20 protein-coding genes are annotated in these 24,820 nt (G+C 73.4%); 7 read left to right on the forward strand and 13 right to left on the reverse strand.

The window, feature by feature from the left end; translation table 11 throughout:
• The first annotated feature begins 222 nt into the window (after window positions 1-222).
• The 3 genes from eccE to ACFY04_RS27415 all read left to right on the forward strand — a co-directional run bounded on the left by eccE (window position 223) and on the right by ACFY04_RS27415 (window position 4,737).
• Window positions 223-1,497 (forward strand): type VII secretion protein EccE, encoded by a 1,275-nt coding sequence (gene eccE, locus ACFY04_RS27405; protein ID WP_389120551.1) that lies wholly within the window; start codon window positions 223-225, stop codon window positions 1,495-1,497.
• On the forward strand, window positions 1,494-2,192 hold the full coding sequence (locus ACFY04_RS27410) for a hypothetical protein (protein ID WP_389120553.1): 699 nt from the start codon (window positions 1,494-1,496) through the stop codon (window positions 2,190-2,192). Before eccE ends, ACFY04_RS27410 begins: the two co-directional genes overlap by 4 nt.
• A 106-nt stretch (window positions 2,193-2,298) precedes the next feature.
• Window positions 2,299-4,737: an SCO5717 family growth-regulating ATPase gene (locus tag ACFY04_RS27415; protein ID WP_389120555.1), complete on the forward strand. Its 2,439-nt coding sequence runs from the start codon at window positions 2,299-2,301 to the stop codon at window positions 4,735-4,737.
• Between the two features lie 64 nt (window positions 4,738-4,801).
• Here the strand turns inward: ACFY04_RS27415 and ACFY04_RS27420 are convergent, their stop codons facing one another.
• The 9 genes from ACFY04_RS27420 to rimP all read right to left on the reverse strand — a co-directional run bounded on the left by ACFY04_RS27420 (window position 4,802) and on the right by rimP (window position 16,840).
• Window positions 4,802-5,758 (reverse strand): bifunctional riboflavin kinase/FAD synthetase, encoded by a 957-nt coding sequence (locus ACFY04_RS27420; RefSeq protein ID WP_389120557.1) that lies wholly within the window; start codon window positions 5,756-5,758, stop codon window positions 4,802-4,804.
• Between the two features lie 126 nt (window positions 5,759-5,884).
• Window positions 5,885-9,511 carry a serine protease gene (locus tag ACFY04_RS27425; RefSeq protein ID WP_389120559.1) on the reverse strand — a complete coding sequence of 1,209 codons (3,627 nt, stop codon included), beginning with the start codon at window positions 9,509-9,511 and terminating at the stop codon, window positions 5,885-5,887.
• Window positions 9,512-9,755: 244 nt separating this feature from the next.
• A complete protein-coding gene (truB, locus tag ACFY04_RS27430) occupies window positions 9,756-10,664 on the reverse strand; it encodes a tRNA pseudouridine(55) synthase TruB (RefSeq protein ID WP_030011582.1) in 909 nt (302 codons plus the stop codon).
• Window positions 10,661-11,122 (reverse strand): 30S ribosome-binding factor RbfA, encoded by a 462-nt coding sequence (gene rbfA, locus ACFY04_RS27435; RefSeq protein ID WP_327382979.1) that lies wholly within the window; start codon window positions 11,120-11,122, stop codon window positions 10,661-10,663. Before rbfA ends, truB begins: the two co-directional genes overlap by 4 nt.
• A 28-nt stretch (window positions 11,123-11,150) precedes the next feature.
• The gene (locus ACFY04_RS27440) at window positions 11,151-11,444 is read right to left on the reverse strand and encodes a DUF503 domain-containing protein (protein ID WP_389120560.1); all 294 of its coding nucleotides are present in this window, start codon (window positions 11,442-11,444) and stop codon (window positions 11,151-11,153) included.
• A gap of 160 nt (window positions 11,445-11,604) precedes the next feature.
• Window positions 11,605-14,733, reverse strand: a complete 3,129-nt coding sequence (gene infB, locus ACFY04_RS27445) for a translation initiation factor IF-2 (protein ID WP_389120561.1) — start codon at window positions 14,731-14,733, stop codon at window positions 11,605-11,607.
• Between the two features lie 141 nt (window positions 14,734-14,874).
• Entirely contained in the window at window positions 14,875-15,168 is a 294-nt protein-coding gene (locus ACFY04_RS27450; RefSeq protein WP_389120562.1) for a YlxR family protein, read from the reverse strand.
• A gap of 146 nt (window positions 15,169-15,314) precedes the next feature.
• Window positions 15,315-16,325: a transcription termination factor NusA gene (gene nusA / locus ACFY04_RS27455; protein ID WP_189973235.1), complete on the reverse strand. Its 1,011-nt coding sequence runs from the start codon at window positions 16,323-16,325 to the stop codon at window positions 15,315-15,317.
• Window positions 16,326-16,327: 2 nt separating this feature from the next.
• Window positions 16,328-16,840 carry a ribosome maturation factor RimP gene (rimP, locus tag ACFY04_RS27460; protein ID WP_030012496.1) on the reverse strand — a complete coding sequence of 171 codons (513 nt, stop codon included), beginning with the start codon at window positions 16,838-16,840 and terminating at the stop codon, window positions 16,328-16,330.
• A gap of 167 nt (window positions 16,841-17,007) precedes the next feature.
• On the opposite strand from rimP, the gene ACFY04_RS27465 reads away from it, so the two are divergent.
• From ACFY04_RS27465 to ACFY04_RS27480, 4 genes are all read left to right on the forward strand, one after another.
• Window positions 17,008-17,556 carry a hypothetical protein gene (locus ACFY04_RS27465; RefSeq protein ID WP_389120566.1) on the forward strand — a complete coding sequence of 183 codons (549 nt, stop codon included), beginning with the start codon at window positions 17,008-17,010 and terminating at the stop codon, window positions 17,554-17,556.
• A complete protein-coding gene (locus tag ACFY04_RS27470; RefSeq protein WP_389120569.1) occupies window positions 17,553-18,020 on the forward strand; it encodes a ferritin-like domain-containing protein in 468 nt (155 codons plus the stop codon). Before ACFY04_RS27465 ends, ACFY04_RS27470 begins: the two co-directional genes overlap by 4 nt.
• Window positions 18,021-18,036: 16 nt before the next feature.
• On the forward strand, window positions 18,037-18,939 hold the full coding sequence (locus ACFY04_RS27475; RefSeq protein ID WP_389120571.1) for an aminoglycoside phosphotransferase family protein: 903 nt from the start codon (window positions 18,037-18,039) through the stop codon (window positions 18,937-18,939).
• Between the two features lie 72 nt (window positions 18,940-19,011).
• Window positions 19,012-19,974: a slipin family protein gene (locus ACFY04_RS27480; protein WP_389120572.1), complete on the forward strand. Its 963-nt coding sequence runs from the start codon at window positions 19,012-19,014 to the stop codon at window positions 19,972-19,974.
• A 186-nt stretch (window positions 19,975-20,160) separates the two neighbouring features.
• On the opposite strand, the gene ACFY04_RS27485 is transcribed toward ACFY04_RS27480, so the two are convergent.
• From ACFY04_RS27485 to ispG, 4 genes are all read right to left on the reverse strand, one after another.
• A complete protein-coding gene (locus ACFY04_RS27485; RefSeq protein ID WP_389120575.1) occupies window positions 20,161-21,858 on the reverse strand; it encodes a proline--tRNA ligase in 1,698 nt (565 codons plus the stop codon).
• Window positions 21,859-21,900: 42 nt separating this feature from the next.
• A complete protein-coding gene (locus ACFY04_RS27490) occupies window positions 21,901-22,443 on the reverse strand; it encodes an N-acetyltransferase (protein ID WP_301366104.1) in 543 nt (180 codons plus the stop codon).
• A 100-nt stretch (window positions 22,444-22,543) separates the two neighbouring features.
• Window positions 22,544-23,386, reverse strand: a complete 843-nt coding sequence (locus tag ACFY04_RS27495; RefSeq protein WP_389120818.1) for a GNAT family N-acetyltransferase — start codon at window positions 23,384-23,386, stop codon at window positions 22,544-22,546.
• Window positions 23,387-23,598: 212 nt separating this feature from the next.
• Entirely contained in the window at window positions 23,599-24,756 is a 1,158-nt protein-coding gene (gene ispG, locus ACFY04_RS27500; RefSeq protein WP_389120577.1) for a flavodoxin-dependent (E)-4-hydroxy-3-methylbut-2-enyl-diphosphate synthase, read from the reverse strand.
• Window positions 24,757-24,820: the final 64 nt, after the last annotated feature.

The following is a 24,820-nucleotide window of genomic DNA, read 5'->3' on the forward strand; positions in this document are numbered from 1 at the left end:
GTACGGTCCCCGGGCCTCGATTGTCGGACCGGGCACCTACTATGCCTCTTGACGGACGGTATGAAGGGGCCGGGTAGGGTGAGGCTGCCGCCCAGCCCCTTCCGCACCGGGTCAGTCAGGGCTTGTTGGGGTGGATTGGGGAGATTCCGGGGTCGTGCGGCACGTGCCGCGCAGCGCCGGGACTCATGGGGTCTGGCCCCGGAGAGGGGAAGTGCGCGAGTGATGGCCACCGCGACGGAGCAGCAGACCGGCGCGCCCGCACCGGCACGTGTCGGGGTGACGCCGCATCCGAAGTCGAGCCCCGGCCGCTTCGGTCCGTTCCGACTGCAACAGCTCGTGCTGCTCCAAGTCGCGGCAGCCGCCCTGCTGGTGGCATGGGTGGTCGAACCGCTGCTGCTGGTTCCCACCGGTGTCCTGGCGCTCGTCCTGGTGGTGCTCGCGGTCGTACGCCGTCACCAGCGCTCCCTGCCGGAGTGGATCGGCGGCGCGCTCGCGCTGCGTGCACGCCGGCGCCGGGCCGCCTCCTTCCCGGTGCCCGCGGGCACGGAGCCGGGGCTCGCCCCGCTGGTCGAGGCCGATCCGGCACTGCGCACCCTCACCTTCAGCGACCGTGACCGGCGTCCGGTCGGGATGGTCGGCGACGGGACCTTCCTGACCGCGGTCGTCCAGATCGACACGGACGCCACCGCGCTGCGGCCCGACCGGGCGACGCGGCCGCTGCCGCTGGCCGTCGTACGGGACATCCTCGAAGTGGACGGCATCCGGCTGGAGTCCGCGCAGCTCGTGCAGCACACCCAGCCGGCGCCAGCCCCGCACCTGCCCGCGCAGTCGATGGCGACCCGCAACTACGCGCCGCTGCAGGCCCGGACGGGCACCCCGGCGGTCCGGCTGACGTGGATCGCCCTCAAGCTCGACCCGGAGCTGTGCCCGGAGGCCGTCACCGCGCGCGGCGGCGGGCTCGCCGGCGCGCAGCGCTGTCTGGTGCGTGCGGCGGACCAGTTGGCGAGCCGGCTGGCCGGGGCCGGGTTCACGGCCACCGTGCTGACCGAGCAGGAGCTGACGGCGGCGCTGGCCACCTCCTCCTGCGCGAACCCGATGGCGATCACCCAGGCCGGGCGGTCGAACAGCACCGGGCGGCGGACCGAGGAGACCTCGCGCACCTGGCGCTGCGACGACCGGCGGCACACGACGTACTGGATAGGCCGCTGGCCGCAGCTGGGCGGCGCCGGTGCGGCGGCGCTGCCGCAGTTCGTGGCGCTCCTCACCTCGCTGCCCGCCCTCGCGACGAACTTCAGCCTGACGATGGCCCCGGCGGAGCGACAAGGCGTCACCTTGAGCGGACACGTACGGGTGACGGGGCGGAGCGACGAGGAACTGGTCGCTGCACGCCGGGAGTTGGAGAGGACGGCGCGGGGCGTGAAGGCCGGGCTGGTCCGGCTCGACCGTGAACAGGTGCCGGGGCTGCTGGCTTCGCTGCCGCTGGGAGGGGCGCGATGAGGGGCGGATTCGGGCTGGTCGGCCCGCGGCGGGAGCGGCACGTGGTGCCCGCGGCGGACCTGGACCTGCTGGCGCTGCCCGTCGGGGACGACGGGGTCGTCATCGGCGTGGACGCCGAGGGCCGGTCGGCGGTGCTCGGCATCAACCGGCCGACGCCGTACGAGGTGACGCTGATCGGCGGCCTGTGGACGGCGCAGGTGCTGGCGCTGCGCGCGGCGGCCACGGGTGCGCGCGTGGCGGTGGAGACCGGGCGCGGGCAGGTGTGGTCCGGGCTGGCCCAGGCGGCGGGCGGCGGGCAGCAGTGCGTGACCCTGCACGAGGTGGGCCGGATCCCGCCGCAGGGCGCCTCGGCGGGCAGCCCGGTGCTGGTGATCCGCGACTGCGGGATGCGGCCGCCGCGCGGGCGCGTGGTGGCCGGGCCGTGGCAGTCGGTGCTGACCCTGCTGCCGTACCTGAGCCCGACGGCGCCGCGCCTGCTTCAGCAGTCGTCCCTGGTGGGAGTGCAGCGGGTGTCCCCGGACGAGGCGGAGCAGATCGGCAGCCTGATGCGGCTCCCGAGGCAGGCGGTGGACTCCCTGCCGACGCTGGGCGACGGGGTGACCCTGTGGTGCACGGCGCGGGACCGGCAGTTCGTGATGACCCAGGGGACGGACGCCGAGACGGGCCTGCTGGGCGGGGCCCGGCGCATCGACTGACCCGGCCCCCTGAGGGGGGCGGACAGTGGTGTCGGGGCGCGATTAGGGTGGGTCCGGGCGCGGCGAGGTGGGCGCCGGACCAGTGTTCGACAGACCAGGAGGACCAGTGAGCGGCGATCGGAACGAGAGGCGCGGCGGGACGTGGGACGTCCCGACGGACGATCAGTCCGACGCGGAGCCCGAGGTGACGGGCGAGTTCACCATCGACTACACCCCGCCTGCCTGGTACATGCAGGGCGGGGCCCCGGCCGCGCAGGTACCGGGACTCCCCGAGGGCAGCGGCTTCGAGCCCCACCGCCCGTCGGAGCTGGAATCACCCTCGACGATGCGGATCGCTCCGCCGGCTCCGCGGACACCGTCCGACGGCGCGGGTCTGCCGGTTCCGTTCCCGCCCGCTCCCGCGGCCCCTGCCGAGCCGGCCCCGGCGTACCAGGCTCCGGCGCTGCCGTACTCGACTCCGGCACCGGCTCCCGCCCCGGCCGAGGTACCCGCACCGGCACCGGCACCGGCACCGATCGAGCCTCCGGCCCCTGCTCCGGCTCCCGTCGAGTCGGCCCTGCCGTACGCGACCCCCGCTCCGGCTCCCGTCGAGGCGTCGGCTCCGGCGCCTGCTCCGGCTCCGGCGCCTGCTCCGGCTCCGGCTCCGGCTCCGGCTCCGGCTCCGGCTCCGGTCGAGTCGGCCCTGCCGTACGCGACCCCGGCTCCGGCTCCGGTCGAGGCGTCGGCTCCGGCTCCGGCTCCCGTCGAGGAAGCTCCGCCCGCGCTCGAAGCCCCGGCTCCGGTCACGCCGTTCCCGGCACCGGCCCCGGACGCCGACGCGCCCGCGCCCGCCGCCGAGGAGGTCGCTCCGGAGCCGGCTCCCGTCGGCATCCCGCCCGTGACGCCGTTCCCGGCCCTGCCGCCCGTCGATGTGATCACGCCGTACCCGGCCCTGCCGTCGGCCCCCGTCGCGGAGCCGGTGGCCGACCCGGTGGCGGAGGTTCCGCCCGCGCCCTGGGCCGGACCGCAGGACACTCCCGCCGAGGGAACGCCCGTACTGCCGCCCGCCGAGACGCCCGCAGCGGCGCCGACGCCGGTCAGCCCCGCGGACGCGCCGCCGGCCGTCGTGGAGACCCCGTTCGGGGGGCCCGTCGGCGAACTGCCGTCGCCGCCGCCCGCGTTCGGGACCCCGGACGCCTACCCGTTCCCGCCCCCGGCTCCCGCGCCGCAGCCCCAGCCCCAGCCCCAGCCCCAGCACTACGACCCGCGCACCGCCGGGCAGTGGTCGGCCGGGCCCGGGCAGCAGCAAGCCCCGCAGCACCAGCAGCACCCGCAGCCGCAGCCGCACGACCCGCGCTACTCGGCCGGCCAGACCGGCGGCGGAGCGCCCCTCGGCTACACCGCCGCCGTCGAGCTGTCGTCCGACCGCCTGCTGCGCAACAAGCAGAAGCCCAAGAACAACAACAACGGCGTCGGCGGCCGGTTCCGCTTCGGCGGCAAGGCGGCCGAAGCAGAGCGCCAGCGCAAGCTGGAGCTGATCCGCACCCCGGTCATGTCCTGCTACCGCATCGCCGTCATCAGCCTCAAGGGCGGCGTCGGCAAGACCACGACCACCACCGCCCTCGGCGCCACCCTCGCCACCGAGCGCCAGGACAAGATCCTGGCCATCGACGCGAATCCCGACGCCGGTACCCTCGGCCGCCGGGTCCGCCGCGAGACCGGTGCGACGATCCGGGACCTGGTCCAGGCGATCCCGTACCTGCACTCGTACATGGACATCCGCCGGTTCACCTCGCAGGCGCCCTCCGGTCTGGAGATCATCGCCAACGACGTGGACCCGGCCGTCTCCACGACCTTCAACGACGAGGACTACCGCCGCGTCATCGAGACGCTGGGCCGCCAGTACCCGATCATCCTCACCGACTCGGGCACCGGCCTCCTCTACTCCGCCATGCGCGGCGTCCTGGACCTGGCCGATCAGCTGATCATCATCTCGACCCCGTCCGTCGACGGGGCCAGCAGCGCCAGCACCACCCTCGACTGGCTCTCCGCGCACGGGTACGCCGACCTCGTCTCGCGCTCCCTCACCGTCATCTCGGGGGTCCGCGAGACCAGCAAGATGATCAAGATCGAGGACATCGTGCAGCACTTCGAGACCCGCTGCCGCGGTGTCGTCGTGGTGCCGTTCGACGAGCACCTCGCGGCCGGCGCCGAGGTCGATCTCGACATGATGCGGCCCAAGACGCGCGAGGCGTACTTCAACCTCTCCGCACTTGTGGCCGAGGACTTCCTGCGGGCCCAACAGCAGGCCCCGCAGGGACACTGGGGTGCACCGCAGCAGCCCCAGGCTCCTCAGCAGCCCTACGGGCAGCAGCCCCCTCAGCAGCCGCAGCCGCAGCCGCACGGTCAGCCCCAGGGCCAGCCCCCGTACCAGCAGCCGCCCCAGCCCCAGCAGCCGCAGCCCTACGGCCAGCCGTACCCGCAGCCCGGCCAGCCCTGGCAGCAGCCCCAGCCCCCGCAGCAGCCCCAGCCCCAGCAGCCCCCGCGCGACCCGCGCCTCGGCTGACCGGCCGCACAGCGAAAGGGCCCGTACCACCCCGGGGGTGGTACGGGCCCTTTCGCTTCGTTCGTCAGCGCTTCAAGTCGTACGTGTCCGTCAGCACCCGCGCCCGCTTCACGTCGTCCGCGATCGCTTCCAGCAGCCCGTCCAGCGACTCGAACTTCGCCATCCCCCGCACGTACGCGAGGAAGTCGACGGCGACGTGCATCCCGTACAGGTCCAGCCCCACGCGGTCGATCGCGTACGCCTCCACGGTCCGCTCGGTCGCGTCGAACTGCACGTTCGTCCCCACCGAGATCGCCGCGGGCATCCGCTCGCCGTCCGCCGTCAGCCAGCCCGCGTAGACCCCGTCCGCCGGGATCGCGGTGTGCGGCTGCGTCTCGACGTTCGCCGTCGGGTAGCCGAGCTCGCGCCCGCGCTGCGCACCGCGCACGACCACGCCCTCGACGCGGTGCGGACGCCCCAGGATCTCGGCCGCGCCGTCCATGTCGCCCTCCGAGACCAGCCTGCGTGCCAGCGTCGAGGAGAACGGCACCCCGCCGCCCGCCTCGCCCCGCTCGACCAGGTCCACGACGTCCACCTTGTAGTCGTACGTGGAGCCCAGCTCGCGCAGGAAGTCGACGTTCCCCGCGGCCCGGTGGCCGAAGCGGAAGTTCGGGCCCTCGATGACGGCGCGCGCGTGCAGCTTGTCGACGAGGACCTTCACGATGAAGTCGGCCGGGGACAGCTGGGAGAACTCCGCCGTGAAGGGCAGGATCAGCAGCGCGTCCACGCCCAGCCCGGCCATCAGCTCGGCGCGCCGGTCGTACGGGGCCAGGATCGGCGGGTGGCTGCCGGGGCGGACCACCTCGCTCGGGTGCGGGTCGAAGGTGACCACCACGGAGGGGACGCCGAGCTCACTCGCCGTGGCCACCGCCCGCCCGATGATCAGCTGATGTCCCCGGTGCACGCCGTCGTAGGAGCCGATGGTGACGACGCTGCGTCCCCAGTCCTGGGGGATGTCCTCCAAGCCACGCCAGCGCTGCACTGTGACCGCTCCTCGCCCGAACCCGTTTAGTCCTTGAACTGATTGCCGATTGCAGGTCTAAGACTGCCATGCCGGTGGCCGGTGCCCCGCATCGGCATCTGACTGGGAACGCCTCCGTGTCTGTCGTCACGTCACATCCGCGGCCGCCCTGCTCAGGGTCTCCACCGTCCGGCGGGCGCTCGGCCCGAGCAGGGCCGCCGCCTCCGCCTCCGCCGTCGCCAGCCAGCGGGCCACCAGCGCCCCGAAGGCCGGTTCGGCCCGGGCCAGCTCCACCGTCCGCCGTTCGAAGACCGCCGCCCCGCCCGGGGCCCGCAGCAACTGCCGCCCGGTACGCCGCAGCAGCTCGCGGGTACGGTCCTGCGGGCGCCCGGTGGCCCCGGCCGCGACGGCGCCGAGGAACACGTCGAGCACGCCCGGATCGGCCTCCTCGCGCAGCAGGGTGTCGGCCAGCTCCCCGCGCAGCGGGTGCGAGGCCGCCCCGCCGGGCGCCGCCAGCACGACGGCCAGCTCGGCGCGCACCCCGGACGGGGCGCCGAAGAGCAGGTCCAGGACCAGCGGCCGTACCACCGAGGCGGCGGCCGGGCCCTGGTCGAGCCGCCGGTCCACGAAGAAGGCGGCGTGCGGCGCGTCACCGGGGCTCCGCGCGAGGTGCTCCCGTACGAGCTCGGCCGCGCGCCGGGCCAGCCCCGGCGTGGTCAGCGCGGCCAGGGCCCGCACCACCTCCCCGTCCGCCCGGGCGCGCAGGGCGGCGAACACCTCGTCCGGGTCGGGCAGTACGGGCAGAGCCGCGACCAGCGCCGCCGCCGGCAGCCTGGAGCCGGACTCGGGATCGCGGAAACAGGCGAGGGCGTCGGGCAGGTAGCGGCCGCGCACCTGCGGATCGCGGAGCAGGATCGCGAGGGCGCTGCCGTGCAGGGTGGCGTCGGCGGGGCGGGCGAGCAGCGCCTGGGCGGCGTGGCGCAGCAGCTCGCGGTCGGCGGGGGTGCGCACGTGCGGGGCGGAGGCGAGCCCGTAGGCGGCGGCCGCGACCCGCCGCCCGGGCCGTTCGTCGTGCGCCCAGCGGTCGACGGCCCGGCACAGGGCGGAGGGCTCCTCCTCGGCGAGTACGGCGAGCAGCTCGTCGGCGCGCGGGTGCGCGGTGGTGACGAGCGCCTCGGTGAGGTCGTCCACGGCGAGGCTGCGGTGGGTGTGCAGCAGGGCCTGCGCGGCGGTGGCGACGGTGGCCCCGGGGCGGCCGCGCAGCCGGCGCCCGTCGGTGAACCAGGCGCAGAGCAGCGGCTGCGCGCGCTGCGGGTCCCGGGCGAGGCGGCGGGCCGCGGCGTCGAGGTAGCGGTCGCCCGGGACCGCCTCGGCGGGGTCGGCGGGCAGCAGCCGGCGCAGCAGGTCGAGGCGGTCGGGCTCGGGCAGCCGGAGCCGGTTCCAGAACCAGCCGCCGAACTCCCCCGGGCCGGCGCGGGCCACGTGCTCGGCGAGGGCGTGCAGGACGGGGAGGTGGGGCCGGGCGTCGGGGGCCCGGAGCAGGGTTTCGCGCAGCAGCCGGGCGGCCCACCAGGCGCTGTCCGGGGCGGCCCGCTCCGGTTCCTCGGTGAAGCGGTTGAGCCGGTCGACCAGCCCGGTGAGCTCGCCGCGCAGCCGGTCGGGGGCGAGCCTGCGCAGGGCCTCCAGGACGGGCCCGATCCGGTGCCGGGGTACGGGCAGCCCCGGCTCGTCGGGGCCGTGGACGAGCAGGCCGAGGGCCGTCGGGACGTCCAGGTGGCCGGCCTGGATCCAGTCGGCCAGCTCCTCGTGGGCGAAGCGGTAGCCGGGCCCGGCGGGCACCAGCAGTCCCTCGGTGAGCACGGCGGAGGCCCAGCCGGTGCGCCAGGGGAACAGCTCCTCGAAGGAGGCCCGGTCCAGCTGCCCCTGCCCGGGTCCCAGAGCGCGCCGCGCGGCCTCGTGGACCCGGCCGGCCACGCGCGCGGCGAGCCGCCTGACCCCGGGCCCGTGCACCTTGGCGCCCCCGGCGTCGGCGCAGGCCGCGGCGATGCGGACGGCGGTGCGCAGGCACAGCAGGTCCAGGTGCGCGGCGAAGACCTCGTCACGGCCGGGGCGGCCGGCGGTGACCTCGGCGGCCCGGATCCCGGCGAGCAGGTACAGGGTGAGCGGGTGCCGGGCGTCGGCCTCCCGGACGGCGTCGGCGGGGATGCCGAGGCGGGCCCGGGCGGTCTCGGCCTCGGCGTCGTCGAGGTCCGCGAGCGGGAGGGCGGGCGGCAGCCGCCGGGCGGGGCGGGCCGGGGTGTGCAGCGCCCCGGGCGGATAGAGGGCGCCGGCCCCTTCCCAGTACTCGGGCCGGGCGGCGACGACCAGCCGGGTCCCGGTCGTGTGCAGCCACCCGGTGGTGGCGGTGGTCCAGGGGCCGAGCCGGTGGGCGAGCTCCGGCGGCATCTCCTCCGGGGCGTCGAGCACGATGAGCAGGCGCCGGCCGGCGCGGGCGACCACGTGCGCGAGGTGCGCTGCGGCTCCCGCCGGAGCCGGTTGGCTGCGCCGCTCGGCCGGGGTGGTTCCGCCGGGGCCCGGCTCCGGCCGGCTGCACCCCTCGGCCGGTGCGACTCCGCCGGGGCCGGGTACCGGTTGGCTGCGCCGCGCGTCGGGCGGGGTTCCGCCGGGGCCGGACACCGACTGGCTGCATCGCTCGCCAGGGCCCGGCGCCGGTTGGCTGCGCCGCGCGTCGGGCGGGGTTCCGCCAGGGCGCGGGCCGACGTCGCCCTGCGAGAAGGGCCCCGACATGCTCCCGGCCCCGGCGGAGCCCGTGCGCGGGGCGGCATCGACGATCCGGGCCGCCGCTGTCAGGGCCCGTGTCGCCGCGTCGGCCAGGGAGGTGTCGGTGGCACGCAGGTCCGCGCCGCGCAGCCACAGGGTCGGCGCCGGGCAGGCGCCCCGCGCGCGGCGTACGGCCAGGGCGGCGAGGGCCGTGGTGCGGCCCGTGCCCGGGTCTCCCACGAGGCCGAGGACAGGGCGGTCACCGGTGGTGAAGGCGGCCAGTTCGGCGGCGATGCCCGGGCGCTCCACGGGTTCCGGCTCGTCCGGGGGGAAGGAGGCTCCGAGCGTGGTCGCGGTCAGTTCCAGCGCCCCGGCGAGGTTCAGGTCGGCGCCGTGGCCGGGCACGGTCGCGGCATTGCGCTCCAGCAGTGCGGCCAGCGGGCCGTCCGGATCGGCGTCGGCCGCCGCCCGCAGGGCCACCGCGAAGCCGCCGGAGCGGTGCTCCGCCCGCAGGGCGGTGCCCACCACGGCGAGCACCGCTCCGGTCCTGGCATCGAGGACCGGGCCCCCGCAGGCCTCCCCGCCCAGCAGCAGCGCGTCCCGGCCGTCGGTGCCGATCGCCAGCTCCACGGCCACGCCCGCGGGCACCGCGTGGGACCGGTCCGCCGCCGGGTAGCTGACCTCCGCGCCCCCCAGCACCCGCGCCTGCCGCCATCCCCGCGCGGGCAGCCGTACGTAGGTCCCGGGGTCGATCACCTCGCGCAGCGCCACCGGAAGCGGCCGCATCCCGAGTCCGTCGGTCCGCACCAGCGCCAGCGCGAGCCCCGGCAGGGCGGTCACGTCCGCCGCCCCGGCCAGCCAGGTCCGCCCTGCGGGTCCCGGCGCGTGCAGCACCACCCGGGTCAGCCCGTCGACGGCCTCGTGACTGGTGACCACCGTCCCGCGGTCGTCGGCGACGAATCCGCTGCCGCGCGTCCGCCCGGCGGGATCGCAGATCTTGACGAGCTCCGCCATGGCCGCACCACTCCCCGCACCGCTCCCCCGCACCACCCCGTGCTCACGACGGTAGGCAGGTGAAGATCAGCACGAAAAGCACGCGAGGCGAAAGCGCCCCCTTACGCTCCCTCCATTCACTCCGAGCGCCTGCTCGGACGGGTGAATACAGGAGTCAGGGTGGATAGAGACCTACCCGAGGGGGGTCGTGGAGCGGTGAGCGGCAGTCCTTGTGCGCTCACCGCTCCACGTCAACACCCGATCGTCAGACGAAGACCGCGAGGGACTTCGCCTTTCCGTTCTTGCTCTCGACGAGCCCGAGCAGCTGCCCCTGCGGCCCGAAGACCGCGACCGTGCGGCCGGCCTCGTACTCCTGCGGCATGTCGATCCGCACGCCGTTCGCGAGCAGCGACGCCCGCCGGGCGTCCAGGTCCCAGCGCGGGAAGGCCGCGGCGGCCGCCTCGCCGATGGGCATGACGGTCAGCTCCTCCTGGAGCTGGTCCAGGGTCCGTGCCTTGTCGAGCTTGTACGGGCCCACCCGCGTGCGGCGCAGCGCGGTCAGGTGCCCGCCGACGCCGAGGTCGGCGCCCAGGTCACGGGCGAGGGCGCGGATGTACGTACCGCTGGAGCAGACGACGGAGACGACGAGGTCGACGACCTTCGTGCCGTCCTCGGCCTCCGCCTCGCGCATGTCGTACACCTGGAACGACGAGATGGTCACCGGCCGGGCCGGGATCTCGAAGTCCTCGCCGTCGCGGGCGCGCTTGTAGGAGCGCACGCCCTTGATCTTGATGGCGCTGACCTTGGACGGGACCTGCATGATCTCGCCGGACAGCTTGGCGATACCCGCGTCCACGGCTTCCCGGGTGACCCCGGTGGCGTCCGTGGAGGAGGTGATCTCGCCCTCGGCGTCGTCCGTCAGGGTGTCCTGGCCCAGACGGATCGTGCCCAGGTACTCCTTCTCCGTGAGCGCGAGGTGGCCGAGGAGCTTGGTGGCCTTCTCCACGCCCAGGACCAGCACGCCGGTCGCCATCGGGTCGAGCGTGCCGGCGTGGCCGACGCGGCGGGTCTTGGCGATCCCGCGCATCTTGGCGACCACGTCGTGCGAAGTGAAGCCGGACGGCTTGTCGACGATGACAAGGCCGTCCGGAGTCTTCCCTGCGTTGGTGCTCATTCCGCGGCTGCGTCCTCGTCGGAGTCGTCGGCGTCCTCACCGGGCTTCTTGTACGGGTCGGCGTCGCCGGCGTACTGGGCGCCGGAGGAGACCTCGCGTACCTGGGCGTCGGAGGAGCGCGCCTTGTCGAGGAGGTCCTCGATGGTCTTGGCGTTCTCCGGGAGGGCGTCCGCCACGAAGGTCAGGGTGGGCGTGAACTTGGTGCCCGCCGCCCGGCCGACCGCGGAGCGCAGGACGCCCTTGGCGCTCTCCAGGCCCGCTGCCGCGCTGGCCCGGTCCTCGTCGTCGCCGTAGACCGTGTAGAAGACCGTGGCCTCCCGCAGGTCGCCGGTGACCCGGGTGTCCGTGATGGTCACGTGCGTACCGAGGCGGGGGTCCTTGACACCGCGCAGCAGCTTCTCGGCCACCACCTCCCGGATGAGGTCCGCCAGCTTCTTCGCCCGCGCATTGTCGGCCACTGGTCCGTCTCCTTCTTATGTCTTGCTATCAGTCTTCATCACCGTGGAGGCGCCGTCGTACGGACAGCAGCTCCACTTCCGGACGTGCCGCGACCAGCCGCTCGCAGCGGTCGAGTACGTCCGAGAGGAACCCCGCGTCCCCACTCACCAGAGCGACCCCTATCCAGGCCCTGCGGTGCAGGTCCTGGTCGCCCACTTCAGCCGCGCTCACGGAGAACTTGCGTTGGAGCTCGGCCACGATGGGCCGGACCACGGAGCGTTTCTCCTTCAGCGAATGAACGTCGCCGAGGAGCAGATCGAAGGACAGAGTCCCCACGTACATGCAGTTCCGGATATCCCGCCGGTGCGGGTTCGGTGGCCTGCCGGCCGTCGCTCGGCAGGGTCACCAGAACCGTACACGCAACGGCCGGGGCCGATCGACGGATATTCCGCCGACCGGCCCCTGTGTTACGAGTTACGACACGGTGCGAACCGCCTCGCGCTTACGCGCGGGGCTTCTCGCGCATCTCGTACGTCGCGATGACGTCGTCGATCTTGATGTCGTTGTAGCTGCCGAGGTTGATACCGCCCTCGAAGCCTTCGCGAATCTCGGTGACGTCGTCCTTGAAGCGGCGCAGACCGGAGATGTTGAGGTTCTCCGCGATGACCTTGCCATCGCGCAGGAGCCGCGCCTTGGTGTTGCGCTTGACCTCGCCGGACCGGATGAGGACACCGGCGATGTTGCCCAGCTTGGACGAGCGGAAGATCTCGCGGACCTCCGCCGTACCGAGCTCGACCTCTTCGTACTCCGGCTTGAGGAGACCCTTCAGGGCCGCCTCGATCTCCTCGATGGCCTGGTAGATCACCGAGTAGTAGCGAACGTCGACGCCCTCGCGGTCCGCCATCTGCGCGGCACGGCCGGCCGCACGGACGTTGTAACCGATGACGATGGCGTCGGAGCCCATCGCCAGCGAGATGTCGGACTCGGTGACCGCACCCACACCGCGGTGCAGGACCCGGATGTCGACCTCTTCACCGACGTCGAGCTGGAGCAGCGAGGACTCGAGAGCCTCGACCGCACCGGACGCGTCGCCCTTGATGATGAGGTTGAGTTCCTGGACCAGACCGGCCTTGAGCACGGAGTCGAGGTCCTCGAGGGACACACGACGGACGCGCTTGGCGAAGTTGGCGTTGCGCTCACGCGCAGCACGCTTCTCGGCGATCTGACGGGCGGTGCGGTCCTCGTCCACGACGAGGAAGTTGTCGCCGGCGCCGGGGACGTTGGTGAGACCCAGGACCAGGACGGGGGTCGACGGACCCGCTTCCTCGACGTTGTTGCCCTTGTCGTCGAGCATGGCGCGCACGCGGCCGTAGGCATCGCCCACGACCATCGTGTCGCCGACGCGGAGGGTACCGCGCTGGACGAGGACGGTGGCAACGGCACCGCGGCCGCGGTCGAGGTGGGACTCGATCGCAATACCCTGAGCGTCCTGCTCCGGGTTGGCACGGAGGTCGAGCGAGGCGTCGGCGGTGAGGACGACGGCCTCGAGCAGGGAGTCGATGTGCAGACCCTGCTTGGCGGAGATGTCGACGAACATCGTGTCGCCGCCGTACTCCTCGGCGACCAGACCGAACTCGGTGAGCTGACCGCGCACCTTGACCGGGTCGGCACCTTCGACGTCGATCTTGTTGACCGCGACGACGATCGGGACGCCGGCGGCCTTGGCGTGGTTGAGCGCCTCGATCGTCTGCGGCATGACGCCGTCGTTGGCCGCGACCACGAGGATCGCGATGTCGGTCGACTTCGCACCACGGGCACGCATGGCGGTGAACGCCTCGTGACCCGGGGTGTCGATGAAGGTGATGCGACGCTCTTCGTCGTTGACCTCGGTGGAGACCTGGTACGCACCGATGTGCTGCGTGATGCCGCCGGCCTCGCCCGCAACGACGTTCGTCTTGCGGATGGCGTCGAGCAGTCGGGTCTTACCGTGGTCGACGTGACCCATGACGGTCACGACCGGCGGACGCGGCATGAGGTATTCCTCGCCGCCCTCGTCCTCGCCGAACTCGATGTCGAAGCCCTCGAGGAGCTCGCGGTCCTCTTCCTCCGGGCTGACGATCTGGACGACGTAGTTCATCTCGCCGGCCAGCATTTCGAGCGTCTCGTCGGAGACGGACTGCGTGGCAGTGACCATCTCGCCGAGGTTCATCATCACGGCGACGAGCGACGCCGGGTTGGCGTTGATCTTCTCCGCGAAGTCGGTGAGGGAGGCACCGCGCGACAGGCGCACGGTCTCGCCGCCACCGCGCGGCAGCATCACGCCGCCGACGGACGGGGCCTGCATGGCCTCGTACTCCTGGCGCCTCTGACGCTTGGACTTGCGACCACGACGGGCCGGACCACCGGGACGGCCGAAGGCGCCCTGCGTGCCACCACGGGCACCGGGACCACCGGGACGACCACCGAAGCCGGGACGACCGCCGCCACCGGCACCGGCCGGACCGCCGCCGAAGCCGCCGCCACCGGGACGCGGGCCGCCGAAGCCGCCACCGCCGCCGGGACGCGAGCCCGGACCGGCCGGACGACCGGCGAAGCCGCCGCCCGCGGGACGACCGGCACCGCCACCGGGACGGGCACCGCCCGCACCGGGACCACGGCCACCGGGGCCGCCACCGGGACGGGGACCGGGACCACCGGCAGCGGGACGCTGCGGCATCATGCCCGGGTTCGGACGGTTACCACCGGGAGCACCACCGGGACGCGGGGCGCCGCCCTGCGGACGCGGCATGCCGCCCGGGGTCGGACGACCTGCACCGGGACCCTGCGGACGCGGAGCGCCGCCGGGACCACCCTGCGGGCGGGGAGCACCCTGGCCGCCGCCGGCGCCGGGGGCACCGGGACGGGGCGCGCCGGCCGGACGGGGCGCCTGCGGGCGCGCCATGCCGGTGGAGCCGCCGGAGGTGAAGGGGTTGTTGCCCGGACGGGGACCCGCCGGACGGGCACCCTGCGGACGCGGCGCCTGGGAGCCGGGGGCTCCGGAGGGACGCTGCGTCTGGGCACCGGGAGTGGCGCCGGCCGGGCGCGGAGCGCCGGGACGGGCACCGGCCTGGCCGCCCTGACCCTGGGCCGGACGCTGCTGCGCCGGACGGGGGCCGGGAGCCGCGGCGGGACGCTCGGTGCGCGCCGGGGCGGCCGGAGCCGCCGGAGGCGCGGAGAACTCGGTCGCCACGGGCGCCGCCGGAGCGGGCTTCGGGGCGGCCGGAGCCTTCGGGCCGGGACGCGGGCCGGAGGCGGCCGGAGTCACCGGGGTGCTTGCGGCCGGAGCCTCGGCGACGACCGGCTTGGGGGCCGGCGCTCCGGGCTTCGGGGCAGCGGGACGTGCCGCAGCGGCCGGGGAGGGCGCTGCGGGCTTGGCGGGCGCAGCCTTGCGGGGCGCGCCGGGCTTAGCAGCGGACTTGCCGGCGTTGCCGCCGGGCCCCTGCAGTGCGTCAGTCAACTTGCGTACAACCGGCGCCTCGATCGTCGAGGACGCCGAACGGACGAATTCACCGAGTTCTTGGAGCTTGGCCATGACGACCTTGCTCTCCACCCCGAACTCCTTGGCGAGTTCGTATACCCGGACCTTAGCCACTTCGCTCCTTTTAGGTCCGGGTTACGCCGGACCGTCGCTACTTCATGGGCGTACTCATCGCGTACTCATCGAGTGCTCATCGCAATCTCGACCTACTTCCAACTCGCGAGGTACCTGACCGCACGGGGTATCCGTGCCGTACTACTTCATTACGGTGTGCCCGGCCTCAGCGGCCACGGCATTGCGCAGGTTCTCCGTGTCGAGCGCTCCGGCGGACCGAAGGGCCCGGGGGAACGCACGTCGCCGGATCGCCTGGTCGAGGCAGACCACGGCAGGGTGCACGTAGGCACCCCGTCCCGGCCGCGTACCGCGTGGATCGGGGACGCAAGCGTCCCCATCCGCCACGACGCGCAGCAGATCGTTCTTGGCCGCTCGCTCCCGACACCCCACACAGGTGCGTTCGGGGCATGCGCGGGCTTGCGTCCGGCCAGACACGCCTAAGTCTACCTCCCCGCACCGACCTCTCTCCCGACAAGTGGCGGGGGAAAGATCGAACGGCTGTCGTGTTGTCTTGTTATCCGCTGCCGGAGCGGCGGTCGTGCACCCTGTCTACCGTCCGGGCAAGCCCGGACGGTACCGGTTTATTCCCCGTCCCGGTCCCGGTCGGCGTCGGGCGCCGTCTCGGTGTCGGGGCGGATGTCGATGCGCCAGCCGGTGAGCCGCGCGGCGAGGCGGGCGTTCTGGCCCTCCTTGCCGATGGCCAGCGACAGCTGGTAGTCCGGCACGGTCACCCGGGCGGACCGGGAGTCCCAGTCGACGACCTCGACCTTGCTCACCCGGGCGGGTGACAGCGCGTTCGCGACCATCTCCGCCGGGTCGTCCGACCAGTCGACGATGTCGATCTTCTCGCCGTGCAGTTCGGCCATGACGTTGCGCACACGGCTGCCCATCGGGCCGATGCAGGCGCCCTTCGGGTTGAGGCCCGAACGGGTGGACCGGACGGCGATCTTGGTGCGGTGACCGGCCTCACGGGCGATCGCCGAGATCTCGACGCTGCCGTCGGCGATCTCCGGGACCTCCAGCGAGAAGAGCTTCTTCACGAGGTTGGGGTGGGTGCGCGAGAGGGTCACGGACGGACCGCGGACACCCTTCGCCACCCGCACGACGTACGCCTTCAGGCGCAGACCGTGCGTGTACTCCTCGCCGGGGACCTGCTCCTGCACCGGCAGGATGGCCTCCAGCTTGCCGATGTCGACGAGGACGTTCTTGGGGTCCTTGCCCTGCTGGACGACGCCGGTGATGACGTCGCCCTCACGGCCGGCGAACTCGCCGAAGGTCAGGTCGTCCTCGGCGTCGCGCAGACGCTGCAGGATCACCTGCTTGGCGGTCGTCGCGGCGATCCGGCCGAAGTCCGACGGGGTGTCGTCGAACTCCTTGGGCTCCTGGCCCTCTTCGAGATCCCTCGGGTCTTCCGTCGCCCACACGACCACGTGACCGTTGGTGCGGTCCAGCACGACGCGAGCGCGGCGGAAGCTCCCCTCGGTCCGGTGGTACGCGATGAGGAGGGCCGACTCGATCGCTTCGACGAGCAGGTCGAAGGAGATCTCCTTCTCCCGGACCAGACCCCGCAGGGCACTCATGTCGATGTCCACGGCTACGCCTCCTCTTCCTTCTTGTCCTTGCGGTTGAACTCGATCTCGACACGCGCCTTGGCGATGTCGGTGAATGCAATGCGCCGGGCGGTCGCCTTGCGGCCCTTCACACCCGGTACTTCGAGGTCCAGGCCCTCGTCGTCGACGTCGAGGATCCGGGCGACCAGTTCCCCGGCACCCTTCTCGCCCTCGGCGGACAGCTGGAACTTCACGAGGCGGCCGATGGCCCGTACGTAGTGACGGTGCTCGGTCAGCGGGCGGTCGGCGCCCGGCGAGCTGACTTCGAGGACGTACTCGTCCTCACCCATCACATCGGTTTCGTCGAGCTTGTCGGAGACCTCGCGACTCAGCTCGGCACACGCGTCCAGCTCCACGCCCTCGTCGGAGTCCACGATGATCCGCAGCATCCGGCGCTTGCCCGCCCGCGACATCTCGATCTCTTCGAGGTCCAGGCCCTTGGCGGCGACGAGCGGCTCCAGCAGTCCGCGCAGCCTGTCGCTCTGGGTGGTGCTCATCCGGGTGACTCCTCGGCCGCGTGTGCTGTTGTGATTTCCGTCGTGTGTCAGGTCAAAGGGTATCCGGTGTCGGAGGGTGTTGCCGTCCGCCCTGTGGACAGGGCCCCGGGTACCGTGATCACACCCTGCCCCGCCATCTGCCCCGTCATCACCCGGAGGACGTCGCCGTGCCCTGGACTCTGCCTTCGAGACCCTCGCGCAGGAGCCTGCTCGCCGGTACGGCCGGTGCGGCCGGCGCCGCGCTGCTCACCGGGTGCTCCGGCGGCCGTGCGACCGACGCCGCCCTCACGATTCCACTCGAACGGCGGATGCGGGAGACGGCCGTACGTGACAGTACGCGACTGCTGGAACGTTACGACGCCACGGCGGCCGCCCATCCGGCCCTGTCCGCCCGGCTCGCTCCGCTGCGCGCCGCCGTCGCCGCCCACACCGCGGCCCTGTCCCTCACCCCTTCGGCCCCGCCGTCCCCCTCCCCGTCCCGGTCCGGCGGTACGGGGGCCGCCGCGCCCGCGCCCGCGGCGAGCGGCGAGCCGGTGCCGCCGGCGCCCGCCGAGGCCCTGACCGCGCTCGCGGACGCCGAGCGGAGCCTGTCCGAGTCCCGGACCATCGACCTGGCCGGGGCCCCCGGGGAGCTGGCCCGGCTGCTGGCCTCGGTGGCCGCCTGCGGCGCCGTACACGCGTACCTGCTGACCTCGAACCCCGGAGCCACCTCGTGAAGCCCGAACCCTCGCCCGTCGGCCGGGCCCTGGAGGCCGCCCAGGCCGCGCTCGCCGCCGAACACGCGGCCGCGTACGGCTACGGGGTGATCGGTGCCCGGTCCGCCGGCGACCGCGCCAAGCAGGCCCGGGAGGCGTACGGCGGCCACCTCGCGCGGCGCGACGCGCTCGCCCGGACCGTACGGGAGCTGGGCGGCGCGCCCCGGCCGGCGGAGGCCGCGTACGCCCTGCCGTTCGAGGTGCGCACCCCGGCCGACGCCGAGCGGCTGGCCGCCGGGATCGAGGACCGGGTGGCCGGCGCGTACTCCGACCTGGTGCGCGCGACGGAGGGTCCGCTGCGCCGCGAGGCGGCCGACGCCCTGAGCGCGGCGGCAGTGCGCGCGGCACGCTGGCGTGGTGTCGGCGTAGCCTTCCCTGGGCTCACGGAACGCGCTGACGAGGCGCAACGGGCCCAGCACAGCTGAAAGGGACCACGCACGCATGGCTTTCGAACCGCCGCAGCGGCTTGTACGGGCGCTCGGCGAGCTGCCGGAATCGGCGCAGGACACGGACTGGCTGGGGCAGTTGCCCCGACTCACCGAGGCCGCGCTGTCCCGGCGCGGGGTGGAGGCCCGGCGGGTGCAGGCCCCGGGCGGCCGCAGCAGCCTGGTGGTCCTCGTCACGTACGCCGACGGGACCCCGGCCGCACTGAAGCTGGCACCCCCGCACGCCCGGCCCGACCGCGAGCTGGCCGCGCTGGCCCACTGGGGCGGTTTCGGGGCCGTACGGGTCCTCGACACGCGGCATCACGACGACGACGGGGCGCTGCTGCTGGAACGGCTGCACCCGGAGGTGTCGCTGCGGTCGCTGCCGGAGGCGAAGGCCCTGCTGGAGGCGAGCGGCACGCTGCGCAGGCTGTGGGTCACGCCGCCGGCCGGGCACGGGTGGGAGACGGTGGCGGAGCGCACCGAGTGGCAGTCGGAGGCCCTGCGGGCGGCCCCGGCGGAGACCCGGGCCCTGGCGGACACCGCGCTGGCCCTGCGGGCGGAGTTGGTGGCGGCCCCGCCGGAGGAACTGCTGCTGCACGGGAACTTCCGGCAGGGCAAGGTACTGGCGGGCGAACGGGCTCCGTGGCTGACGGTGGGCCCCGATCCGCTGGTCGGCGAGCGGGCCTACGACCTGGCGCGGCTGGTCCGGGACCGGCTGGAGGACCAGGTGGCCTCCTCGGCGGGGGCGGCGGGAGCCCGGCGCCGGGTGAACAAGCTGGCGGACGCGCTGGAGGTGGACCGGGAGCGGCTGCGGGGCTGGACGCTGTTCCGGGCGGTGGAGTCGGGCAACCGCGCGCTGGCCGCAGGGCGCCGCAGGGACGCCGAGCTGCTGCTGGAGTTCGCCGCCTGGCTGTAGGGGGCGTCCGGTCGATCAGACACTCCCTTGGGCATACCGTAGGTAGGAAGGTATGTCCGGCAGGGGGCCGTCATGGTCGAAGAACTGCTGACAGCGGCCATCGCCACGGGTGTGGGCGTCGTGGTCTACGTGGGCGCCGCGGCCCGGGTGGTGAAGCAGTACGAGCGGGGTCTGGTCTTCCGCTTGGGCAGGCTGCGCGAGGAGGTCCGCGGGCCCGGCTTCACGACGATCGTTCCCTTCGTGGAGCGGCTCCGCAAGGTGAACATGCAGATCGTGACGCTGCCGGTGCCCGCGCAGGAGGGCATCACCCGGGACAACGTCACGGTGCGGGTGGACGCGGTCGTGTACTTCAAGGTCGTCGACCCGGCGAGCGCGATCGTGGCGGTGGAGGACTACCGCTTCGCCGTCTCGCAGATGGCGCAGACCTCGCTCAGGTCGATCATCGGAAAGTCCGACCTGGACGATCTGCTGTCGAACCGGGAGATGCTCAACCAGGGCCTGGAGCTGATGATCGACAGCCCGGCGGTGGGCTGGGGCGTGCAGATCGACCGGGTCGAGATCAAGGACGTCTCGCTGCCGGAGACGATGAAGCGGTCGATGGCCCGCCAGGCGGAGGCGGACCGTGAGCGCCGGGCGCGCGTGATCAACGCGGACGCGGAGCTGCAGGCCTCGCACAAGCTCGCCGAGGCGGCGGAGGTCATGTCGGAGCAGCCGGCGGCGTTGCAGTTGCGTCTGCTCCACACGATCGTGGCGGTCGCCGCCGAGAAGAACTCCACGCTGGTGCTGCCGTTCCCGGTGGAGCTGCTGCGCTTCCTCGAGCGCTCGGCCCCTCCGCCTGCGGCGGCTCCTGCGCGGGACAGACCGGCCCCGGCCGGCCCGGCTTCCGAAGGCCCCGGGCCGGCCGAGGTCGACGCAGCCTCGGCTCCGGACGCGCTCGACGGAGCCCCGGCGCCGGACGCGCTCGACGGCTCGGTGGACGGGCTGATGCTGGACGCGCCGCCGCCGGAGCATGAGCCGGACGGGCTGCGCGAGTAGCCGCTGCGCGGGGCCTTCTCCCCGCCCCGCCCTTTCGCCATCCCCCAGACTCCGTCCGGGGGGACCCCAGCCGGGCCCTGCCCGGACCCGGCCCTTAAGCGCCGGACGGGCTGGAAGATCCGGCCTCGCCGGCGTTTGAGGCGCGGGGTCCGGGGCGGAGCCCCGGGAGCCGGGCCGCAGCCGGCGCTACGACGTCAGGCGGGACAGGGCTTCTGCCAGGGGGAGTTCCTCGCGGGTGCCCGACGCGCGGTGCTGGAGTTCGACCACCCCGTCGGCGGATCGGCGGCCCGCCACCAGGATCCACGGGACGCCGATCAGTTCCGCGTCCGTGAGCTTCACGCCGGGCGACAGGCCGGGGCGGTCGTCCAGCAGTACCCGCAGACCCGCCGCGGCCAGGGCCGTCGCCGCCTCCTCCGCCAACGCGAGCGGCACCGCCTTGCCCGCCGCCACCACGTGGACGTCGGCCGGGGCCACCGCCGCGGGCCAGCACAACCCGCGTTCGTCCGCGGTCTGTTCGGCCAGCGCCGCCACCGCACGCGAGACGCCGATGCCGTACGAGCCCATCGTGACCCGGACCGGCTTGCCCTCGCGGCCCAGGACGTCCAGCCCGAAGGCGTCGGCGTACTTGCGGCCCAGCTGGAAGATGTGCCCGATCTCGATGGCCCGGTCGAGCTTCAGCCCCGCCCCGCAGGACGGGCAGGGGTCGCCCGGCTCCACGACCACCACGTCCAGGTACCGGTCGACCTCGAAGTCCCGCCCGCAGACCACGTTCCGGGCGTGCGTGTCCGCCCGGTTGGCCCCCGTCACCCACGAAGTGCCGGGCGCGACCCGGGGGTCGGCCAGGTAGCGGACCTTCTCCAGACCCTGCGGGCCCACGTAGCCGCGTACCAGGTCCGGGCGGCCCTCGAAGTCCTCGGCCGTCACCAACTCCACCACCGCCGGGGCCAGATGCTCGCCCAGCTTGCCGAGGTCCACCTCCCGGTCCCCCGGCACGCCCACGGCCGTGATCTCGCCGTCGACCTTGACCAGGAGGTTCTTCAGCGTCGCCGAGGCGGGTACGCCCAGGTGCGCGGCCAGGGTCTCGATGGTCGGGGTGTCCGGGGTGTCCACCTCCTCCAGCGCCGGGTGCTCCGCGGTCACGGGAGCCAGGGCGAAGGTCACCGCCTCCGTGTTCGCCGCGTAGTCGCAGGACGGGCAGTCCACGAAGGTGTCCTCGCCCGCCTCGGCCGGGGCCAGGAACTCCTCCGACGCCGAGCCGCCCATCGCGCCCGACACGGCCGACACGATCCGGTGGTCCAGGCCGAGCCGCTCGAAGATCCGGACGTACGCCTCGCGGTGGAGCCGGTAGGACTCCTCCAGCCCCTCGTCGGACACGTCGAAGGAGTACGAGTCCTTCATCTGGAACTCGCGCCCGCGCAGCACCCCGGACCGGGGCCGCGCCTCGTCGCGGTACTTGGTCTGGATCTGGTACAGCATGACCGGCAGGTCCTTGTAGGAGGTGCACTGGTCCTTCACGACGAGGGTGAAGATCTCCTCGTGCGTCGGCCCGAGCAGGTAGTCCGCGCCCTTGCGGTCCTTGAGCCGGAACAGCAGGTCCCCGTACTCCGACCAGCGCCCGCTGACCTCGTACGGCTCCTTCGGCAGCAGGGCCGGGAGCAGCACCTCCTGGGCCCCGATCGCGTCCATCTCCTCGCGGACGACGCGCGAGACGTTGTCCAGGACCCGCTTGCCGAGCGGCAGCCACGTCCACACCCCGGCCGAGCTGCGCCGGACGTAGCCGGCGCGGACCAGGAGCCGGTGGCTGAGGGTTTCGGCGTCGGCCGGGTCCTCGCGGAGGGTCTTGGCCATGAGACGGGACATGCGCTGCACGTATTGCGTAGACATGCCGGGAGGTTACCGGGGGCCGGGCGGCCCGTGGTACCGGTTTCAGGGCCTGCTCAGCGGCAGGGTGGCACCCATGACGGCGTACGGCAGGCTCGCGCTCGGGAAGTGGACCTGGCGGGCGAGGTCGGTGTAGCCGAGGGCCCGGTAGAGGCCGCGGGCGGGGCTCTCGGTGTCGATGGCGGAGAGGATCGAGCGGGGCTCGGCGGCGTCGTCGGTGATGCCGGTGATGAGGGCGCGGCCGACGCCGTGGCCCTGGAAGCCGGGGTGGACGTGCAGCTCGGTGATGACGAAGGAGCCGTCGAGCCAGTCCTCGTGCCCGCCGGCCCGCAGGTAGGGCTCGACGATGGTGGACCACCAGTGGGTGCGGTCGTTCGGCATCCCGTACACGAATCCGGTGAGCGCTCCGTCCTCGGCGAACGCCCCGAGGGCACGGGCTCCGCGGCAGGTCATGTGGCGCTGGACGATGTAGCGCCGGATGCCGACCTCCTCCTCGCTGAGGCCGAAGGCGACGGCCTGCACGCGCAGGGCCTCGTCCACGCGGGCGGCGAGGTCGAGGGGACCGATTCGGACTCCGGAAGGCAGCATGCGGCGACCTTACTTCGCGGTACGGGGCTGCCGGAATGCCACAGCAGGGGTCCGTGGCCCGCCTTTCGGATCAGGTGCGGCCGGGTGCCGGAACCGGGTGTCAGAAGAGGACGCTCATGAACGCGCCGACCTCGCGGAAGCCCACGCGGCGGTAGGCGGCCCGGGCGGCGGTGTTGAAATCGTTCACGTAGAGGCTGACCACGGGAGCGACGTCGCGCAGCGCGTACTCGACGACGGCGGCCATCCCGGTCTCCGAGTGGCCGAGGCCGCGGAACCCGGGGTCCACCCACACGCCCTGGATCTGGCAGGCGCGGGCGGTGGCGGCGCCGATCTCGGCCTTGAAGACGACCTTGCCGTCGTCGACGCGGGCGAAGGAACGGCCGCTGGCGACGAGCTCGGCGACGCGGGCCTGGTAGAGCAGCCCGCCGTCACCGGCCATCGGCGAGATGCCGACCTCCTCGGTGAACATGGCCACGCAGGCGGGCATGATCAGGTCCATCTCGTCCTTGCGGATCCGGCGGACCTGCGGGTCGGCCTCGACCGTGGTGGACGGGCGCTCGATGACCATGAGCGGCTGATGGGAGCGGACCTCGCGGGCCGGGCCCCAGCTGGGCTCCAGGAGCTGCCACAGCAGCCGGGTGGCCTCGGCGGGGCCCACGATGGAGGAGCAGCGGCGGCCGGTGCGGCGGGCCCGGTCGGCAAAGGCGCGGACGGCGTCGGGTGCGGCGCAGACGGGGACCAGGTTGGCGCCCGCGTAGCAGAGCGAGCGGAGCTCGCCGTCGGCGTACCAGCCCCACATCTCTCCGCCCAGGCGCCAGGGGTCGAGTCCGGCGACCTGGACCCGGGAGGTGACGAAGGCGTTCTCGACCGGCTCGCGTCCGAGGATGTCCATCGCGGCGTCGAGATCACTGGGCTCAAGGACCCGGGTGGTGGTCTGCGTCAACACTGGGGCCTCACCATGCAAGTCTGCTGATCTCCGCACTGTACCCGGCGGGGCCCGGGGATGCCGCGTCCGAGGTCACGAAAGAGCCCCGGCCCGCCCCCGAGCTGCGGGAACGGTGCCGGGGCCACTGACGAAGCCCGCAGGGTCGAGCGAGCCGAAGGGGCGGCACGAGCCAGCAACAGGCGCCCCGGAGGCGAGCCGAGCCCGGAGGGTCAGACGCCGATCGCGACCGTGGGCTCGCCGCTCGTGATGCCGTCGGCCTCCATCTGCGCCGCGATCTTCATGGCCTCTTCGATGAGGGTCTCCACGATCTTCGACTCCGGGACGGTCTTGATGACCTCGCCCTTCACGAAGATCTGGCCCTTGCCGTTGCCGGAGGCGACGCCGAGGTCGGCCTCACGGGCCTCGCCCGGGCCGTTGACGACGCAGCCCATGACCGCGACGCGCAGCGGGACCTCCATGCCCTCCAGGCCCGCCGTGACCTCCTCGGCCAGCTTGTAGACGTCGACCTGGGCGCGGCCGCAGGACGGGCAGGAGACGATCTCCAGGCGGCGCGGCTTGAGGTTCAGCGACTCCAGGATCTGGATGCCGACCTTGACCTCCTCCGCCGGCGGGGCGGAGAGGGAGACGCGGATGGTGTCGCCGATGCCCTCGGAGAGCAGTGCACCGAAGGCGACGGCGGACTTGATGGTGCCCTGGAAGGCGGGGCCGGCCTCGGTGACGCCCAGGTGCAGCGGGTAGTCGCAGGCGGCGGCGAGCTGGCGGTAGGCGTTGACCATGACGACCGGGTCGTTGTGCTTGACCGAGATCTTGATGTCGCTGAAGCCGTGCTCCTCGAAGAGGCCGGCCTCCCAGAGCGCGGACTCGACCAGCGCCTCGGGGGTGGCCTTGCCGTACTTCTTCAGCAGGCGGGCGTCGAGGGAGCCGGCGTTGACGCCGATGCGGATCGGGGTGCCCGCGTCGTTGGCGGCCCGCGCGATCTCCTTGACCTTGTCGTCGAACTGCTTGATGTTGCCCGGGTTCACGCGGACCGCGGCGCAGCCGGCGTCGATCGCGGCGAACACGTACTTGGGCTGGAAGTGGATGTCGGCGATGACCGGGATGTTCGACTTCTTCGCGATCACGGCGAGGGCGTCGGCGTCGTCCTGCGTCGGGCAGGCCACGCGGACGATGTCGCAGCCGGAGGCGGTCAGCTCGGCGATCTGCTGGAGCGTGGCGCCGATGTCGGAGGTCCGGGTGGTGGTCATCGACTGCACGGAAATCTGTGCGTCGCCACCGACGGCCACGGAACCGACCTGGATCTTGCGGCTGACCCTGCGGTCGGCAAGCTTCGTCGGCACGGCCGGCATTCCGAGAGAGATGGCAGTCATCTGCTGTGCAACCCCAAGGTGTGGATCAAGGTCCCGAGATCGGCGGGCTCCAGGCTTCGAGATT

Origin of the sequence: Streptomyces sp. NPDC001549 (assembly GCF_042894025.1) — a bacterium.
Taxonomy (GTDB): Bacteria; Actinomycetota; Actinomycetes; order Streptomycetales; family Streptomycetaceae; genus Streptomyces; species Streptomyces kutzneri.